Genomic DNA, 18,904 nt, shown 5'->3' with positions numbered 1-18,904 from the left:
TTTGTTCACCTATCTTCCTGAAAACAACTATATTCACCTTTATTGTTTACTAAAATGAAGAATTATACGTATTGAATTTTTGTAGGCATTTTTGGATCTGTATCGTGAATTTCAAAGGATTCACCCACCCCAAATCCTTTTTCCTCTAATACTTGTGATACTGACATACGCGCTAGTTCTTTCATGTTATTATCTAAGCTTAAATGGGCTAAATAAATATGCTTTGTCTCATCTGTAATTACATCTGCCATCGCTAATGCAGCATCCTCATTACAAACATGCCCAACGTCACTTAAAATACGTCGTTTAATGCTCCATGGATAACGTCCCATACGAAGCATTTCTACGTCATGATTACTTTCAAATACGAAAGCATTAGCTCCCTTAATAACGCCCTTCATACGGTCGCTTACGTATCCCGTATCTGTAATAAGTGCTAATTTTCTATTATTGTTATGGAAAGCATAAAACATCGGTTCTGCTGCATCATGAGAAACTCCAAATGACTCGACTTCAATATCACCAAATGTTTTCACATCCCCAACTGAGAAAATGAACTTTTGCTCAGTTGGGATATTTCCTATTAAATGTTCCATTGCATTCCATGTTTTCTCATTCGCATAAACAGGTAGATCATATTTACGTGCCAATACACCTAATCCTTTAATATGATCACTATGCTCATGCGTTACAAGAATACCTGATACATCATTTATATTCAGTTCTGCCTGTTTAAATAAAGCCTCTGTTGCCTTACCACTTAAACCTGCATCGACTAGTAATTTTTTTTCATCGGTTCCTACGTATAGCATATTTCCTGTACTTCCACTTGCAAGTACGCTAAAATGCAACCCCATTCTTTCTCACTCCAGTATGTTCATCCACCACTTGATTTTCCTTTTCCCCTAATTCCATAACTTGTCCTTCAATTGCATTCACAAAGAAGTCCTGCTTCTGCTCCGTTTTTAAATTCCACGTTGGAGCAAGTACTTGGTTATTAGAAGTAGATGCGGTAAGAGTGGCATAACCAATTTGTGCTTCTTTAACATGCGTATTTCCATGAATTTTATTTTTTAAATACAAATTTTCTAAAGCTGTTTGAGCCGTAATAATTTCTTGGTCTTTCGTTTTTTCACCTTCGCCCATTTCTTTTAAATCAGTTAGCATTGTCTGCGTATATGAAACAAGTTCATTTTTTTCATTTAATTCCACAACAATCATCGCCTGATTATTATAGAAAATAGGCTTATCTTTATATTTTTGAAAGAAATAAATTTTAGAGTCTTTCACCGCTCCAAATTCATACTTTTGTCCATCTAATACATAGTTCTTCAAAAATTCATTATACTTATCTTTTGATAATGATTTCGTATTTAAAAAAGGCTCTTTTAGCTTACTTTCTATCTTATACATATTTTGTATATGCACCGTTTGATTTTTCAAAGACTGTATATCTTCTTCTTTAAAGGCTTTATTTTCCGCTCTAATAAACGACTCTTTTTTCGGTTCTTTAGGGATATTCCCCATAGTAATTTTGTTTGCTTTTAATTCTTGATCTATCTTTGTTTCTGCAATAAGCTCCAATTGATTACTATCTTGCTTTTGAATGAATTGAAAAATGAGAAAGAGGTCCAAAACAAAAAAGGTCACAATAAATATGGTTTTAATCCGATCCCAATCCATTTAGTCCTCCCTCACTCCACTCATAGATTTTCTGTTTACCTGTTTCACCTTCAACAAGCTTTACATACCAAATTGGTTGTAGTCGAACTACTTGCCCATCTAGTGATAACTTGTATCCAATGCCAATATCCTTAATTACTTGTTTCTTTATCTCTGGATTATTTTCTAGGGATGCTATTACAACATGCCCTGACGGAAGAGTAACCTTCTGTTCTATACCTTTAGTATTTAAAGACAGCAGCGGTCTTTCATATTCCATTACTTCTTCTGATCCCCATATTTGTCTCAATTCAGCTAATCCATCTTCATTGAATACTGAATATCCATCTTCATTTAAACGAAATACTGTCTCTCCTTTATTCATATAGTCCAAACGATATGAATCCAAACTCCCACTGTGACCACTTACGAATTCAAAGCTTTTTTGTAAAAGCATTAAATTATCTATCGTTTTCTCAGTTAAGACAGAAGAGTTTTTATACTTTAGCATGTGACGATCGTTTTCAATTTCCATGGATCTAATACCATCTGTAAATGTTTCTTTCGACATCTCGGTAATCGGACTTAAATAACGAGGATCACTAAACAGAGCATTCTTAAACGTATCAACTGCTAAATTAGATGAAATATATGTTATATTGTTTAACTCTGTCGTTCCATCTGGTAAAAATAACTTTTTCATATTATTGAGTTGATAATCAAAATAAGGCTTTGCTGATACTATAAATTGATTTTGGGCATTTACAATATCTTTTAAATACACACCACTTAGTTTTGCCTCATATATTTTAAAGTTATCACCATCAGAAACAAAGTTAATTTTAATTTCTTGATCCTTACTTCGAGAAGGATCGAGGAGAATACGATTAAAGTGTTTAGGCTTATCTGTACTCTTCTCTTTCATGTTAAACATGGATTTAACTGCATCAAATGGGATGTCGGTAGGGAAAACCAGTTCAACTTTCCCTTCACCATGCACATATGAAAGGAAATCACCCTTAGTGATTGATATCTCTCTAAAACCATGTAGTTCCCCTACTTCCAGAGGCTTATAGATTGATTCTATATCTGCCTCTCTTCTGCTCCCATAATGATTTTTATCTTTATGCACGATGATAGAAGTAGGACGGACAACATCGGAAATTTTAGTTTGGTTCATTCCTTCATTCCCCTGTACAAATTTCGCGTTTTGCATGGATGTAGAATCTGGCACATACGTCCATAGGTTAAAAGTAAGAAATAGGCTAATTACAACTAGGTTAATTAAAACTATTGTTTTAAAGTTTTCCATACTCATTCCCAATCGTCCTCTTCATCTGCTGCCATTGGTAACGTGAAATAAATAGTTGTCCCTTTTCCTTCTTCACTCTTCGCCCAAATAGAGCCACCATGTGCCTCAATCATTTCTTTTGCAATTGCTAATCCAAGTCCCGTACCACCCATTTGTCTTGAACGAGCTTTATCTACGCGATAAAAACGTTCAAAGATTTTATCAACGTTTTCTTTTGGAATACCCATTCCTTGGTCACTTACGCTAATTTCTAATAAATCACCGCGATCACGTAAACGATATGTTACTGTTCCACCTTCTGGTGAATACTTTAATGCGTTAGAAATAATGTTATACAGCACTTGAGTAATTTTGTCAGTATCCATATCAATAAACCTAGATTTTTTAGAGAAAGATCGTTTGAAACTTACATTTTGCTCTTTAGACATTTCAAAGCGATCAATAACATTATTAAAGAAATCAGTAAAGTCGACCCATTCTTTCATTAAACGGTGCTCTGTACTATCAAGTTTAGATAGCTGTAACAACGCATTTACAAGTCTAATCATTCTTTCTGTTTCTTCTTGTGTAACCGTTAAAAATTGTGGTGCAATATTCGGATCCTGCCACGCTCCATCTGTAAGTGCCTCTAAATAACTGCGCATCGTCGTTAATGGCGTCCTTAATTCATGAGAGACATTCGCCACAAACTCACGGCGTTCCCGTTCTATACGCTCCTGCTCTGTTACATCATATAGTACAGCAATTAAGCCATTTGCCTTCCCTGTTTCTTTTTGAATAACAGAGAAGCTAGCACGTAAAATATATGGTTCGTTTCTCGTACTAAAATCTAATAAAACAGAATCTGGCTCTTCATATAAATGATCGAGCGTAAATTCTTCCTGTATCCCTAATACCTCTAAAACAGATTGATCGAGCGCTGTTTCACGAGAAACATTTAACATCTTTTCCGCAGGGTCATTTAGTAAAATAATATCCCCTTTTCGGTCAGTAGCAATTACTCCATCTGTCATATGTGATAAAACAGATGATAATTTACGCCTTTCACTTTCCGTAGAAGAACGAGCTTGTTGTAATTTTTTTGATAAATTATTGAAGGATAATGCCAGTTGTCCAATTTCATCATGGCTATGCACTTTTACTTTTCTCGAATAATTTCCTTTTGCCATTTCGATTGCTTGTCTCCGCATATCTGAAATTGGTCTTGTAATTGTTTGAGCCAATAAAATTCCAAGTACGGCCGTTACTAATAAAGCAATTACTGTTCCAGTAGCAAAAATTTGGTTTATATCCTTCATTTGTTTATATACATCTTCCATAGATGCCACAATGTAAATAACACCAAGCGCATCCTTACCGTTATCATCTAGAATCGGAGTAAGCATAACTTGAACACGATGACCTGTACTACCATCCTTCTCAATTTTCACTTCCGGCTTTTTTTGTACTAACACTCGCTGAACAGCTATATCAGTTGATGTTCGATTCACCTTATTCTGCTTTGATTCATCTGAAATAGCCAGTAACTTTCTATGCGAATCAAATACGCTTACCTCTTGTATAACTTTCTTCTGATCAGAGGCAAATTTTCGAATTGAAGTTTTAATCGTTTCATCTGTTGACTCTGTTTCTGCTTTTGTATAACTTTTTTTAAACTCTTGCTTCAAATTATATGATAATAAGTTTGTTTGCTGCGTTAAAGAATCCCTAAAACCTTGTACTAGGCTCTTCTCTAATTCCCTTACGAAATACACTCCAATAACTTGCATCGCTATTAATATTAATAGCATATATATAAGCACAAATTTTAAATGAATAGATTGAAAAAAACCAACTTTCTTCATATACTATTCCTGCTCTGGGTCACGCAAGTAATACCCTACTCCACGTCTAGTTACAATTAAAGTAGGATGGCTTGGATTATCTTCAATTTTTTCACGCAAACGACGTACTGTTACGTCTACTGTGCGCACATCTCCAAAATAGTCATAACCCCAAACTGTTTGTAATAAATGTTCGCGTGTCATAACTTGTCCCAAATGTTTCGCTAAATAATGTAGCAACTCAAATTCACGGTGCGTAAGCTCGATGTTTTCCTCTCGCTTCGTTACACTATATGCATTTGGATTAATTACAATTGGTCCAATAACCATTTCTGTATTTTCCTCTTTTTCTGCAGCACCACCTTGTTGATGACGGCGTAAATTCGCCTTCACACGAGCAAGTAATTCCCTCGTACTAAATGGCTTCGTTACATAATCATCTGCCCCAAGCTCAAGCCCTAATACTTTATCAATCTCAGAGTCCTTTGCTGTAAGCATAATAATCGGCATTTCTGAACTTTTACGTATTTCACGGCAAACCTCTAAGCCATCTTTACCTGGTAGCATAATATCTAATAAAACCATATCTGGTTGTTCTTCATTAGCCTTTTCAATTGCTTCATCACCATCATGCGCCATTACTATTTCAAAACCTTCTTTTTCTAGGTTAAACTTCAAAATATCTGCAATCGGCTTTTCATCATCAACTACTAAAATTTTCTTTCCCATCATCGTCTATTTCCTCCTTATAAAAATATGGTCAATAATCCCTAAACATATTGATGTTTACATAGTATGTCCTATATGACCGCATCCTTTGTTTAAGTATTTTCTCCTCTATTCTCATAGACTCATGTATGATCCACTTTTACACGGCATCCTATACGATCTATAGAAAAACCTCTAGCTTCAACTGCTAGAGGCTCCTCGTTCTATTTTAAAATAACTACTCAGTTTTGTAAAATTACATAAATAAAAAGGATATTAAGTGGGCCCACTTAATATCCTGAGAGTGGCTCGGGACGGAATCGAACCGCCGACACGAGGATTTTCAGTCCTCTGCTCTACCGACTGAGCTACCGAGCCAAAACTATATATAAAACCACTAATGGTGGTATAAACAAAAGTGGCGGTCCCGACCGGGGTCGAACCGGCGATCTCCTGCGTGACAGGCAGGCATGTTAACCACTACACCACGGGACCAAAAATAAGCAAAAAAAAACATGACCCGTACGGGATTCGAACCCGTGTTACCGCCGTGAAAGGGCGGTGTCTTAACCACTTGACCAACGGGCCACGAAAAATAAAATGGTGAGCCATGAAGGACTCGAACCTTCGACCCTCTGATTAAAAGTCAGATGCTCTACCAACTGAGCTAATGGCTCATACTCACCAACGTCATATTTTCGTGACGACAAGATGTATCATAACATGTATTCTGTATTTATTGCAATACTTTTTTTCGTTTTTTATAAAAGAATAAGAAAAAACTCATGCGGACATGAGTTTTTTCTAAAAAATATTAATTAAGCTTCGTATACGTTACGAACAATATTTGTTTGGTTACGATCTGGTCCAACTGAGAACATAGATATTTGAATTCCTGTTAACTCAGAAACACGTTCTACGTATTTTCGTGCATTTTCAGGAAGTTCATCTAATGATTTTACACCAGTAATATCTTCTTCCCAACCTGGAAGCTCTTCATATACAGGCTCACATTTTGCTAAAATGTTTAAGTTAGCTGGAACTTCATCAATAACTTCGCCATTGTATTTGTAAGCAACACAAATTTTAAGAGTTGGAATACCTGTTAAAACGTCGATAGAATTTAATGATAGATCCGTTAAACCACTAACACGACGTGCATGTCTTACAACAACGCTATCGAACCAACCTACGCGGCGTGGACGACCAGTTGTCGTTCCATACTCGCGACCAACTTCACGAATTTGATGACCAATTTCATCATGAAGCTCAGTAGGGAATGGACCATCACCAACGCGGCTTGTATATGCTTTACATACACCTACAACGCGAGTAACTTTCGCAGGACCAACTCCAGTTCCAACTGTTACACCACCAGCAATTGGGTTAGAAGATGTAACGAATGGGTACGTACCATGGTCAATATCAAGCATAACACCTTGTGCACCTTCAAATAATACACGGTGATTATTATCTAATGCATCATTTAATACAACAGACGTATCACATACATATTGCGCGATTTGTTGCCCGTACTCGAAGTACTCTTCGAAAATTTCTTCTACAGTGAAACCTTCTGTATCATACATTTTTTCAAATAAACGATTTTTTTCTACTAAATTGCGCTCAAGCTTCTCTTTAAATGCTTCACGGTCTAAAAGATCAGCCATACGAATACCAATGCGAGCAGCTTTATCCATATATGCAGGACCGATACCTTTTTTCGTTGTACCGATTTTGTTATCACCTTTACTTGCTTCTTCTAACTCATCTTGTTTTAAGTGGTAAGGTAAAATAACGTGTGCACGGTTACTTACACGTAAATTATCAGTACTTACACCACGATCGTGTAAGTATTTTAACTCTTCAAGTAATGCTTTTGGATCTACTACTAATCCGTTTCCGATTACACAAATTTTCTCTTTATAGAAAATACCAGATGGAATTAAGTGTAATTTATATTTAACTCCGCCGAAAACAATTGTATGTCCCGCGTTATTTCCACCTTGATATCTTGCAACTACTTCCGCATGCTCAGAAAGAAAATCAGTGATTTTACCTTTTCCTTCGTCGCCCCATTGTGTTCCTACAACTACTACTGAAGACATTATTAAAGCACCTCCGCAATTTTCAAACGATCTATTCAAACAATATAATTGTACCAAAACCGAAAAAGAAGTCAACCGAAAAGCGAACATTTTTTCACAAAAAAACTTTTTCGTTCGTAAGAATTATATATTTAACTTATGAAAGCCTTATCTTTCTTATAAAAAAAAAGAAACACATCTTATTATAAGAAATGTGTTTCTTTTTTATACTGCCTTTATGCCGGTGGAGCATGTCCATCCTCAAAACGACGTTCTAAGTTAACGAACTTATTGAACTCTTTGACGAATGCAAGTTCCACTGAACCTACTGGACCGTTACGCTGTTTTGCAATAATAATTTCAATTGTATTTTTGTTTTCCGTTTCTCGATCATAGTAGTCTTCACGATATAGGAAAGCTACAATATCGGCATCCTGCTCAATACTTCCAGATTCACGAATATCAGACATCATCGGGCGTTTATCTTGACGAGATTCTACACCACGAGATAACTGTGATAAAGCAATAACAGGCACTTGCAATTCACGTGCGATCCCTTTTAAGGTACGAGAAATCTCTGATACTTCCTGCTGACGGTTTTCTCCTGATTTCCCACTTCCTTGAATAAGCTGCAAATAGTCAATCAAAATCATACCAAGACCTTGTTCTTGCTTTAATCTACGACATTTTGCTCGAATCTCATTTACTTTAATACCTGGCGTATCATCAATATATATACCAGCATTCGAGAGACTCCCCATTGCCATTGTTAACTTTGCCCAATCATCAGAAGTTAATGAACCAGTACGAAGTCTTTGTGCATCAATATTCCCTTCTGCACAAAGCATACGCATAACAAGCTGGTCGGCACCCATCTCCAAACTAAAAATCGCTACATTTTCATCCGTTTTCGTCGCTACGTTTTGTGCGATATTTAATGAAAATGCCGTTTTCCCTACTGATGGACGTGCTGCCACGATAATTAAATCATTTCGTTGGAAACCTGCTGTCATCTTATCTAATTCAGTAAACCCAGTTGGTATCCCAGTAACTTCACCCTTTTGATTATGCAAAAGTTCAATTTTGTCATAAGCATCTACAAGAACATCTTTAATGTTTTGGAATGCTTTTGCATTCGTTTGATGGGATACTTCTAATATTTTTTTCTCAGCCTCATTTAAAAGACCATCTACATCATCTTCTCTCTCGTATCCATCCGATACAATATGAGTTGCCGTACGAATTAAACGACGTAAAAGCGCCTTTTCAGCGATGATGCGTGCGTAATATTCTACGTTAGCTGCAGTTGGCACAACTTCTGCTAACTCTGCTAAGTAAGAAACCCCACCAACTTCTTCTAGTAATCCTTGATCAGCCATTGCTGATGTCATCATTACTAAGTCGATCGGCTCTCCCTTATCAGATAACCCAAGCATGACTTCAAAAATCTTTTGATGTTTCGTTCGATAGAACGAATCAGGTACCAATAACTCTGATGCTGAAGTTAACGCATCTTGATCAATCAATATGGCCCCTAAAACCGCCTGCTCAGCCTCTATATTATGCGGAGGGGTACGATCAGCAAGTACATCACTCATACGCAATCCTCCTTGCTTAATTTATTTTTATTGTTCACTAACATGAACTTTTACTGTTGCTGTTACTTGTGGATGCAATTTCACAGTAACGTTTGTATAACCTAACGCGCGGATTGCATCGTCCATTTCAAATTTACGTTTATCAAGCTTAATTTTGTGTGATTTTTGCATTGCATCCACGATTTGTTTACTTGTGATAGAACCAAATAAACGGCCACCTTCTCCAGATTTCGCCTTTAATTCTACAGTTAATTTCTCTAAAGTCTCTTTTAACTCTTTTGCATTTTCAAGCTCTGCTGCTGCATCTTTTTCTTCTTTACGCTTTTGAGCTTCTAAAGTTTTCATACTGCTATTTGTTGCTTCAGCAGCTAATCCTTGTTTTAGTAAGAAGTTATTTGCATAGCCATCCGGTACGTTTTTTACTTCTCCTTTTTTACCTTTACCTTTTACGTCTTTTAGAAAAATTACTTTCATGATTGTGTGCCTCCCTGTAAATAGTCATCAATAACAAATCGAAGCTTCTCCTCAGCTTCATCTACTGTAACATTTTTCATTTGTGTGGCTGCATTCGTCAAATGCCCGCCACCGCCTAAGTTTTCCATAATTAGCTGCACATTCACTTCACCTAAAGATCTGCTGCTAATTCCAATGAGATTCTCGCCACGTTTTGCAACAACAAATGATGCAATAATCCCTGTCATCGTTAATAACGTGTCTGCTGATTGCGCAATAAGCACTTGATCGTAGTAATCATCACTACCAACTTTAGCAATCGCAATTCCATTTTTATAAATGTACGCATTTTTTATAGCTTTTGCAACCCGTAAATACTGATCCATATCTTCCTTTAAAAGTTCTTGTACAAGTACAGTATCTGCACCATGTGAGCGCAGATAAGAAGCAGCATCAAATGTACGAGCCCCTGTCCGGAACGTGAAACTTTTCGTGTCGACAATAATACCCGCTAACAATGCCGTCGCTTCTAACATTGTCATCTTTAAATTTTTAGGTTGATACTCAAGTAATTCTGTAACCAATTCTGCCGTTGAAGAAGCATATGGTTCCATATAAACTAGCAATGGGTCTTCAATAAAATCTTCTCCACGGCGATGATGATCAATAACTACTACATTTTCAATTTTATGTAACAGTTTTTGCTCCATCACCATAGAAGGTTTATGCGTATCGACAACAACAAGTAACGACTCATCATTTGCAAATTCCATCGCTTGCTCTGGAGTAATAAAATGAGACCATAACTCCTCATTTTGTTTCACTTTGTCCATCAAGCGCTTAATTCCTTTATCGGAATCATTTTCATCTAACACAATATATCCTTTACGCTCATTTAATTGAGCAACTTTTAAAATACCAATCGCAGCACCAATTGCGTCCATATCGGGAGCCCTATGCCCCATAATAATGACATTACTACTTTCTAATACTAAATCCTTTAACGCATGCGAAATGACCCTAGCGCGTACACGGGTACGTTTTTCAACCGGATTTGTCTTACCTCCATAGAACTTAACTTTACCTGTCGCTTGTTTAATAGCTACTTGGTCTCCCCCACGCCCAAGCGCAAGGTCTAAACCAGATTGAGCCATTGCTCCAAGCTCTGATAAAGGTAAATCACCTGATCCGACACCGACACTTAATGTAAGTGGTATATTCCTTTTAGATGTTTCTTCACGCACCTGATCTAAAATACTAAATTTCCCTTTCTCCATCTGCGTCAGAATACTTTCATTTAGCACAACGAAGAATCTTTCTGAAGATGCACGTTTTAAATATGCACCATACTTAAGTGCCCATTCATTTAGTCGTGATGTCACAAGACTTGTTATATTCGTACGTAGTTGATCATCTAATCCTTGTGTAACTTCATCATAATTATCCAAATAGATGACAGCTAAAACAGTCCTTTGATCCTCGTACATCTTTTCGATTTCTGTTTGTTCCGTTACATCAAAGAAATAAATTAACTTTTCTTCTTTCCTTACAAAAACGCGAAACTTTCGATTATTTAAAGAGACTATATCATCAGAAGTTTCTCCTTTAATGAAAAGAAGTAATGTTTCTGATACATCGTAAAGGTGCCATCCAGCTAATGCATGCTGTCCCAGACATGAAGATAAATAAGGATTTGCCCAATCAATCCCATAATCCTTATTGTATAACAAAATACCAATCGGCATTTGGTTAAATGCTTCATTACTTACTTTCTTTACTCTTGTAATCATATCTGTCGTATGCTTTTCGAAATTCCTTTGAAAATTAAGTTCAAATCGTATAACGATAAAGAATACAATACAAAAAATGACAAAAGCAGCTATTCCCATAATTAAATGAAAATAACAGAGAATTGAAATGAGCACAAACACAAAAAATGCCAATACATAAACAGGATATAAAAACCACTGTTTCTTATCAAATTCAGGCATGTATACAACTCCTATAAAGTAAAACTAACTCACCTTCCAGTTAGTTAAACAGATTAAAATAGTATAAGGAATATTATTTTATCCACCTATTTTAGAACGCAATGAAATCCCTAAGTCAATTATACCTAAGATTGTCACAAGAGGAAACAGCATCGGAATAAACATGCATGCAATAAAACTAATAATAGGAACCCCTTTAGTAAAACCTTTTCTATACGCTAAAAAGGAGATAAATGTTAGGCCTTGCAGTACAAGCAATAGTGCAAATATTACATTTAGGTTAGAAAATACCATATGTAAATATGATGTTGGTTCTACTTTTATAAAAGTTGCTAATAAAATAAATATAACGTAATACCAAATGATACTCTTTGGTAATTGTATATCTTTAAATTTAGGCCAAGATATAACTTCATATTTTAACTTTTTCAAAACACTACCTGATATTATCACTGTAATCCAAGAAAAACATACTGAAACTAGCACAAGTATACTCGGAAGTAACGATTGTAATATATCATTCATTTGTGCAAGTAACTCTTTTTGTTCCTTACTAATCGGCATACCAGTAGCACTTACTATCTTTTCACTTTTCGCCATACTTTCACTAAACATACTTTGCATTTGCTTCATTATATCTATGTTGAAAAACTTTATACTTGCAACATAAATAAGTACAAAACCAATTAAGTATGCAAGCGTCCCCGCTATTAAGATTTCCACTGGCTTTTTTCTTGTTTTATACATATATCCTAAAACAATGCCTATCAATCCAAACATAATTGTCTTCACTAAATTCAGCGGTTGACTCACAATAATAGTAACAAAAAGTGCCGCTACAAAAACCAAGAGCACATTAGATAGTTTATGTCTTATTATTAATAGTATAAATGGTAACGGCAACGCAAAAGTTACAACTGTACCCAAAATCGGAACATACATAGATATAAGCAATAAAATTGCATATATAGCTAATAATGCTGCACCTTCTGTAATAAACTTTGTTTGTTTCACATTTTAACCTCTCTTTCAAAAAAGAAAAGCATAGCAAAATGCACAGTAGAGTCCGACTCTACTGTGCATTTCATACGCTATTATTCACCAACATATGGTAAAAGTGCCATTTGACGAGCACGTTTAATTGCAACTGTAAGTTTGCGTTGGTATTTTGCGCTTGTTCCTGTTACACGACGAGGTAAAATTTTACCACGCTCAGAAACGAAACGTTTTAATAAATCAACATCTTTATAGTCAATGCGAGTGATGCCGTTAGCTGTGAAGAAACACACCTTACGACGTTTCGCACGTCCACCTTTGCGTCCTGCCATGTCTATTTCCCTCCATTCTTTGTTAAAACTAACAAATTTACTGTATTAGAACGGTAAATCGTCGTCGGAAATGTCGATCGGTTGACCTACATTTGAAAATGGATCGTCATTCTTCGTAAATCCAGAGTTACCTTGGTTACCTGAATTACTAGATTGACCAAATGGGTTAGAGCCTTGGTTACCGAAACCAGCTCCTGATGGTTGCTGATTAAACGAACCACGTTGCTCCCCACCGCCATTACGCGGCTCTAAAAATTGCACGCTTTCCGCAAGAACTTCTGTTACGTATACACGTTTACCATCTTGTCCCTCGTAATTACGAGTTTGAAGACGTCCATCTACGCCTGCTAAGCTACCTTTTTTCAAATAATTTGCTACGTTTTCTGCTTGTTTACGCCATATTACACAATTAATAAAGTCAGCTTCACGCTCACCTTGTTGATTGGCAAATGCGCGATTCACAGCTAACGTAAAAGTAGCTACTGCAACACCATTGGGCGTGTAACGTAAGTCAGGGTCCTTAGTTAAACGACCAACGAGGATAACACGATTCATCAATCGAACCACTCTCCCTTATATATCAATTATTTTTCTTCTTCTTTAACAACGATATGACGAAGGATATCTTCGTTGATCTTAGCTAAACGGTCGAATTCGTTAATCGCTTCTGCGTTAGATTTCACGTTTAAGATCATGTAGAAACCTTCACGTAAGTCGTTGATTTCGTAAGCTAAACGACGCTTACCCCACTCTTTCGTGTTAATGATTTCTGCACCATTGTTTGTTAAAACACCTGCAAAACGTTCAACTAAAGCTTTTTGAGCTTCTTCTTCAACGCCAGGACGAATGATGTACATAATTTCGTACTTTCTCATTACACTTTCACCTCCTTTTGGTCTAAACGGCCCGTAATGGGCAAGGAGCAATTAATTTATAGTAATTACTCACGAGTTTAGATTATATCATAGTAAGTTATATGAATCAACTCACCAATACATAAAAAACTTGGCAAACATATAATATATTTGCCAAGCTCATATCTTTATTTTTCCTAGGAAATATTAAATTAAACGTTAAAACGGAAGTGCATAACATCTCCGTCTTTTACGATATATTCTTTTCCTTCTAAACGTACTTTTCCAGCCTCTTTTGCAGCTGTCATAGAACCGTTTGTCATTAAGTCATCGTAAGAAACTGTTTCTGCACGAATAAATCCACGTTCAAAGTCTGTATGAATAACACCAGCACATTGTGGTGCCTTCATTCCTTGTTTAAATGTCCAAGCACGTACTTCTTGAACGCCAGCCGTGAAGTAAGTAGCAAGTCCTAATAAATTGTATGCAGCACGAATTAATTGATCTAAACCAGATTCTTCAATGCCTAGTTCTTCAAGGAATACTTTTTTCTCTTCCTCGTCTAGTTCAGCGATTTCTTCTTCGATTTTTGCACATACAACGATTACTTGAGAATTTTCATTTGCAGCAAATTCTTTTACCATTTTTACGTATTTGTTTTCAGAAGGATCCATAACATCATCTTCACTTACGTTTGCTACGTATAGCATTTCTTTCGTTGTAAGTAAATGAAGGCCTTTAACGATTTTCATTTGCTCTTCTGTAAATTCAACAGTACGAGCCGGTTTGCCCTCTTCAAAAGCTTCTTTTAAGCGAACTAAAATTTCATGCTCGTATACTGCTTCTTTATCTTTTTGTCTTGCTAATTTTGCAACACGCTCGATACGTTTATCAACAGATTCTAGATCCGCTAAAATTAGCTCTAAGTTGATTGTTTCAATATCATCAATCGGATCTACTTTCCCTGAAACGTGCGTAATATTTTCGTCCTCAAAACAACGAACAACTTGGCAAATTGCATCTACTTGGCGAATGTGCGATAAGAATTTATTTCCTAATCCTTCACCTTTACTAGCACCTTTTACGATACCCGCAATATCAGTAAACTCAAATACAGTCGGAACAGTTTTTTTCGGTTCTACTAATTCCGTTAATTTATTTAAACGCTCATCTGGTACTTCTACAATCCCTACGTTTGGATCAATTGTACAGAATGGATAGTTTGCAGATTCTGCTCCTGCTTGTGTAATTGCATTAAATAAAGTTGACTTCCCTACGTTAGGTAATCCAACAATCCCAGCCGTTAATCCCATATTTTTCACTCCTATGTCTCAATCTTTCATCATTATAGATAGTAACGAAAAAAATGACAAGTTTCCGCCAAACGAAAAAAAGTAACAGTTACCTACTGTAACTGTTACTCTCGCTCTATTCTTCGTGCTTCACAAGTATTTTTTTCACCTTACGATCAAACTCTCTTCGAGGAATCATTACTGAATGGTCACACCCCTCGCACTTAATGCGGATATCCATTCCCATACGAATAATTTTCCAACGATTCTCGCCACATGGATGGGCTTTCTTCATTTCCACAACATCATACAAGTTATATTCCTTTTGCTCCACTCTCCAAACTCCTCTCCATACTAAATTGCTTTTCCACTAACTAATTCTTCACGATTATATAAAACCATACGTGGATATGGAATTTCAATTCCATGTAAATCAAGACGATTTTTAATCTCTTTACGAAGTGCCCTTGCAATAACTGCATGTTGCATCGGCTCTACTTCAGCAATAACACGTAATATAACTTCTGAGGCAGCTAATGTTTGCACACCTAATAATTGAGGTGTTGTTACCATTTTCTCGTACTTTGAAGGTAATTCTACTAATAAATCTTCAATAACTTGCTCTGCTTTCGCAATATCAGCCTCATATGAAATAGATATATCAACAAACGCTACACTATTACTAACTGAGTAGTTAGTAACTTGAATAATACTTCCGTTTGGTAAGGTATGAATTTCACCTGTCCAACTCTTTACTTTCGTTGTACGAAGTCCAATTTCTAAAACGACTCCTTCAAATTGACCGATTTTAACATAATCACCAACTGAAAACTGATCTTCTAACAAAATAAATAAACCTGTAATAACGTCTTTCACTAAACTTTGAGCGCCAAATCCGACAGCTAAACCAATTACCCCAGCACCGGCTAATAAACCTGATGCATTAATATTAAACACACCTAAAATCGCAATTAACATAATGAACATAACAACGTATGCCACGATATTTTCAAGTAACTTTGCTACTGTAACTGTACGACGTTCTGAAATTTGAATTGGAGAACGACTTCCCATACGAAACGCATTTCGTACAACCGCTCTTGCAATTCGCACAACAACCGCACCAATTATTAAAATAATGCATATTTTTAATGTCGCAACTCCAATATGAGCCCAACGATCAGCATCTAATAAATACTGTTTCATAGAATTAAACCACTTCGCTAATAAATCCATGTACCTCTACCTCTCTAGCTAAATTTTCTTTTTAGTTACCCTTATTATTGTATCAGAAGTCCCCTAATTGCTGAAAAAATTTTATGATTTTAATCCTATTTTATCCCCGATATCCAGGTATAAAATGGAACGAATATATATATACTAGTACTATTATTTCCATTTTCATTCACATTTTGCAAAAATTACGCAATTATAACTTTCCATTTTCCTCACCATATAACATATATTGAAAATTTATTAAAAGGATGGGTGCTTCATGAACATTGGCAGTTTTCGCTTACCATTTTTTGAGAAAGAAACTCAAAACGTTATGCACCAAGATCTAGAAGCCTCTGAGATAATCAGTAATTTCTTACTTACCCATATTCCTATTAAAACTAATATACCAATCATTCTCGTTTGTATCGGAACAGATCGCTCTACAGGTGATGCACTCGGCCCGTTAGTTGGTACAACACTTGAACAAATAGACATCCAAAACTTCCAAGTATTCGGTACGCTAGATGAGCCAGTACATGCGCTAAATTTAGAGGAGAAAATTCAGAATATACAGAAAGAAAATCCTACTGCATTTATAATTGCTGTTGATGCCTGTTTAGGAAAATCTCAAAGTATCGGTTCTATCACTACCGGAATGGGGCCTAGTAAACCTGGAGCTGCAATGAACAAGAAATTACCTGCAGTTGGTGATTTACATATTCATGGCATCGTAAATCTAAACGGTTTTATGGAGTTTTTCGTCCTGCAAAATACAAGATTAAGTTTAGTCATGAAAATGGCTGATGTAATTGCACAAAGTATAAAAGAAACAGATCAAAAATTATCTGTATTAAAAAAGGCAAACCATCTATAAATAATAAGATGGTTTGCTTTTTAGTTTTTCTGCGCTAATAATTCTAAAATACGATTTAAATCCTCTTTATTGAAAAATTCAATTTCGATTTTACCTTTTTCTTTTTTCGTTTCTTTAATTTTCACATCTGTGCCAAACTTTTCTCTTAAGAACGTTTCACGTTCTACGAAAAATATATTCCGCTCTTTTTTCACTTTTTTTGTTTCACGTGAAACGTGTTGATTAATCTCTTGAACGATTTTCTCTAATTGACGAACATTTAATCCTTCTTTTTCAATGCGTTTCAATAAGGACTTCAATTGTTCTTCATCTTTTATCGTAAGTAAAGTTCTCCCATGAGCCATTGAAAGTTGACCATTTGCAATCATATCTTGTACGAAAGAAGGTAGGCTTAATAACCGAGTATAATTTGCAATGTAAGGTCTGCTTTTACCAAGACGTTTCGCTAATTGTTCTTGCGTTACATTTAGCTCATTCATTAACATCTGGTATGCCATTGCCTCTTCCATAGGATTTAAATCTTCTCGTTGTAAGTTTTCTAACAAAGCAAATTCCATCATTTGCTGTTCAGTTAATTGTCTTACAACCGCAGGTACTTTTTCTAAACCAGCCTCTTTTGCAGCACGAAATCGTCTTTCACCTGCAACAATTTCATATCCTTTAATACTCTTCCTAGCAATTAATGGTTGTAGAATACCGTGTTCCTTAATCGAAATTGCTAATTCCTGAATCGCCTCTTTATTAAAGTGTTTACGCGGTTGATATGGATTCGGCCTTAATTCAGTTACAAGAATCTCCTGAATTGTTTCCTCTTCTTTCACATCTAAATCAGGAAAAAACACATTAATTCCTCTTCCTAATCCTTTAGCCACCTGCAATCACTTCCTCTGCTAAATCTATATATACTTCTGCTCCTCTTGATTTAGCGTCATACTGCATAATAGGTTTCCCATGACTTGGAGCCTCGCTCAAGCGTACATTACGCGGAATAATCGAGCGATATACTTTATCCCTAAAATACTTTTTCACTTCATCTATAACTTGGATCCCTAAATTTGTACGGGCATCCAACATTGTTAACAATACACCTTGAATTGCTAAATTTTTATTTAAATGTTTTTGTACAAGTCGAACTGTATTTAATAGCTGACTTAACCCTTCTAGTGCGTAATATTCACACTGTACAGGAATAATAACAGAATCTGCTGCTGTTAATGCATTAATCGTTAATAACCCTAAAGATGGGGGACAGTCGATAATAATATAGTCATATTCATCACGAACTGGCTGTAATGCTCTTTGCAAACGTACTTCCCGGGAAATAGTCGGTACCAATTCAATTTCAGCACCAGCTAATTGAATTGTAGCGGGTAGAACATCTAAGTTTTCAGTTGCGGTTTTCTGTATAACCCCTTGAACATCTGCATCTTCCACAAGAACGTTGTAAATACATTGATCTAATTCAGATTTTTCAATTCCCACACCAGTCGTTGCATTTCCTTGAGCATCAATATCTACAAGAAGGACTTTTTTACCTACTTGCGCCAATCCAGCCCCTAAATTAACAGATGTTGTTGTTTTTCCAACACCGCCTTTTTGATTAGCAATAGCAATGATTTTTCCCATGATGTCACCTACTTTCAACCTTTCTATCTTATTCTAGTAACAATTACGTTTATTGTAACATGAAATAAAACTTTTTCT

The 18,904-nt window shown here is 35.9% G+C and carries 19 protein-coding genes and 4 tRNA genes; 1 reads left to right on the top strand and 22 read right to left on the bottom strand.

Annotation, left to right across the window (positions count from 1 at the left end; translation table 11 throughout):
- Positions 1 to 62: 62 nt before the first annotated feature.
- From CGQ22_RS26600 to CGQ22_RS26505, 20 genes are all read right to left on the bottom strand, one after another.
- Entirely contained in the window at positions 63 to 857 is a 795-nt protein-coding gene (locus CGQ22_RS26600) for an MBL fold metallo-hydrolase (RefSeq protein WP_000522837.1), read from the bottom strand.
- The gene (locus CGQ22_RS26595) at positions 841 to 1,683 is read right to left on the bottom strand and encodes a two-component system regulatory protein YycI (RefSeq protein WP_000383738.1); all 843 of its coding nucleotides are present in this window, start codon (positions 1,681 to 1,683) and stop codon (positions 841 to 843) included. Before CGQ22_RS26595 ends, CGQ22_RS26600 begins: the two co-directional genes overlap by 17 nt.
- Positions 1,664 to 2,980 (bottom strand): YycH family regulatory protein, encoded by a 1,317-nt coding sequence (locus tag CGQ22_RS26590; protein ID WP_089149568.1) that lies wholly within the window; start codon positions 2,978 to 2,980, stop codon positions 1,664 to 1,666. The genes CGQ22_RS26595 and CGQ22_RS26590 overlap by 20 nt, the downstream gene beginning before the upstream one ends.
- Positions 2,977 to 4,818, bottom strand: coding sequence for a cell wall metabolism sensor histidine kinase WalK (gene walK, locus CGQ22_RS26585; protein ID WP_000755369.1), 1,842 nt, complete (start codon positions 4,816 to 4,818; stop codon positions 2,977 to 2,979). The genes CGQ22_RS26590 and walK overlap by 4 nt, the downstream gene beginning before the upstream one ends.
- 3 nt (positions 4,819 to 4,821) lie before the next feature.
- On the bottom strand, positions 4,822 to 5,529 hold the full coding sequence (gene walR / locus CGQ22_RS26580) for a cell wall metabolism DNA-binding response regulator WalR (RefSeq protein WP_000971865.1): 708 nt from the start codon (positions 5,527 to 5,529) through the stop codon (positions 4,822 to 4,824).
- A 281-nt stretch (positions 5,530 to 5,810) separates the two neighbouring features.
- A tRNA-Phe gene (locus tag CGQ22_RS26575) sits at positions 5,811 to 5,883 on the bottom strand.
- Positions 5,884 to 5,924: 41 nt separating this feature from the next.
- A tRNA-Asp gene (locus CGQ22_RS26570) sits at positions 5,925 to 6,000 on the bottom strand.
- Between the two features lie 21 nt (positions 6,001 to 6,021).
- Positions 6,022 to 6,093: transfer RNA gene (locus CGQ22_RS26565), tRNA-Glu, on the bottom strand.
- Between the two features lie 13 nt (positions 6,094 to 6,106).
- Positions 6,107 to 6,182 (bottom strand) — tRNA-Lys (locus tag CGQ22_RS26560).
- Between the two features lie 141 nt (positions 6,183 to 6,323).
- Positions 6,324 to 7,613, bottom strand: a complete 1,290-nt coding sequence (locus tag CGQ22_RS26555) for an adenylosuccinate synthase (RefSeq protein WP_000100238.1) — start codon at positions 7,611 to 7,613, stop codon at positions 6,324 to 6,326.
- A 215-nt stretch (positions 7,614 to 7,828) separates the two neighbouring features.
- Entirely contained in the window at positions 7,829 to 9,190 is a 1,362-nt protein-coding gene (dnaB, locus tag CGQ22_RS26550) for a replicative DNA helicase (RefSeq protein WP_001286148.1), read from the bottom strand.
- Between the two features lie 27 nt (positions 9,191 to 9,217).
- Positions 9,218 to 9,664 (bottom strand): 50S ribosomal protein L9, encoded by a 447-nt coding sequence (gene rplI / locus CGQ22_RS26545; protein ID WP_000864228.1) that lies wholly within the window; start codon positions 9,662 to 9,664, stop codon positions 9,218 to 9,220.
- Complete coding sequence (locus tag CGQ22_RS26540; RefSeq protein WP_061884823.1) at positions 9,661 to 11,634, bottom strand: DHH family phosphoesterase; 1,974 nt, start codon at positions 11,632 to 11,634, stop codon at positions 9,661 to 9,663. The genes rplI and CGQ22_RS26540 overlap by 4 nt, the downstream gene beginning before the upstream one ends.
- A 78-nt stretch (positions 11,635 to 11,712) precedes the next feature.
- The gene (locus tag CGQ22_RS26535; RefSeq protein ID WP_061884824.1) at positions 11,713 to 12,648 is read right to left on the bottom strand and encodes a YybS family protein; all 936 of its coding nucleotides are present in this window, start codon (positions 12,646 to 12,648) and stop codon (positions 11,713 to 11,715) included.
- A gap of 80 nt (positions 12,649 to 12,728) precedes the next feature.
- Positions 12,729 to 12,962, bottom strand: a complete 234-nt coding sequence (rpsR, locus tag CGQ22_RS26530; RefSeq protein WP_000918873.1) for a 30S ribosomal protein S18 — start codon at positions 12,960 to 12,962, stop codon at positions 12,729 to 12,731.
- Between the two features lie 45 nt (positions 12,963 to 13,007).
- The gene (gene ssb, locus CGQ22_RS26525) at positions 13,008 to 13,520 is read right to left on the bottom strand and encodes a single-stranded DNA-binding protein (protein WP_000981966.1); all 513 of its coding nucleotides are present in this window, start codon (positions 13,518 to 13,520) and stop codon (positions 13,008 to 13,010) included.
- A gap of 26 nt (positions 13,521 to 13,546) precedes the next feature.
- Positions 13,547 to 13,837, bottom strand: coding sequence for a 30S ribosomal protein S6 (gene rpsF / locus CGQ22_RS26520; RefSeq protein WP_001233778.1), 291 nt, complete (start codon positions 13,835 to 13,837; stop codon positions 13,547 to 13,549).
- Between the two features lie 191 nt (positions 13,838 to 14,028).
- Complete coding sequence (ychF, locus tag CGQ22_RS26515; protein WP_000524671.1) at positions 14,029 to 15,129, bottom strand: redox-regulated ATPase YchF; 1,101 nt, start codon at positions 15,127 to 15,129, stop codon at positions 14,029 to 14,031.
- 115 nt (positions 15,130 to 15,244) lie between these two features.
- Positions 15,245 to 15,442 (bottom strand): DUF951 domain-containing protein, encoded by a 198-nt coding sequence (locus CGQ22_RS26510; RefSeq protein WP_000435485.1) that lies wholly within the window; start codon positions 15,440 to 15,442, stop codon positions 15,245 to 15,247.
- Between the two features lie 20 nt (positions 15,443 to 15,462).
- Entirely contained in the window at positions 15,463 to 16,344 is an 882-nt protein-coding gene (locus CGQ22_RS26505) for a mechanosensitive ion channel family protein (RefSeq protein WP_089149567.1), read from the bottom strand.
- 259 nt (positions 16,345 to 16,603) lie between these two features.
- Here CGQ22_RS26505 and yyaC point away from each other — a divergent pair, with 259 nt between their 5' ends.
- Positions 16,604 to 17,200, top strand: coding sequence for a spore protease YyaC (yyaC, locus tag CGQ22_RS26500; RefSeq protein WP_089149566.1), 597 nt, complete (start codon positions 16,604 to 16,606; stop codon positions 17,198 to 17,200).
- A 20-nt stretch (positions 17,201 to 17,220) separates the two neighbouring features.
- Here the strand turns inward: yyaC and spo0J are convergent, their stop codons facing one another.
- Both spo0J and soj read right to left on the bottom strand, forming a co-directional pair.
- On the bottom strand, positions 17,221 to 18,072 hold the full coding sequence (spo0J, locus tag CGQ22_RS26495; protein WP_001051832.1) for a stage 0 sporulation protein Spo0J: 852 nt from the start codon (positions 18,070 to 18,072) through the stop codon (positions 17,221 to 17,223).
- Positions 18,065 to 18,826 carry a sporulation initiation inhibitor protein Soj gene (gene soj, locus CGQ22_RS26490; protein WP_000516114.1) on the bottom strand — a complete coding sequence of 254 codons (762 nt, stop codon included), beginning with the start codon at positions 18,824 to 18,826 and terminating at the stop codon, positions 18,065 to 18,067. Before soj ends, spo0J begins: the two co-directional genes overlap by 8 nt.
- Positions 18,827 to 18,904: the final 78 nt, after the last annotated feature.

It is taken from the genome of Bacillus sp. M13(2017), from assembly GCF_002218325.1.
Lineage (GTDB): Bacteria > Bacillota > Bacilli > Bacillales > Bacillaceae_G > Bacillus_A > Bacillus_A thuringiensis_K.
This window is presented reverse-complemented; position numbering and strand designations above follow the sequence as displayed.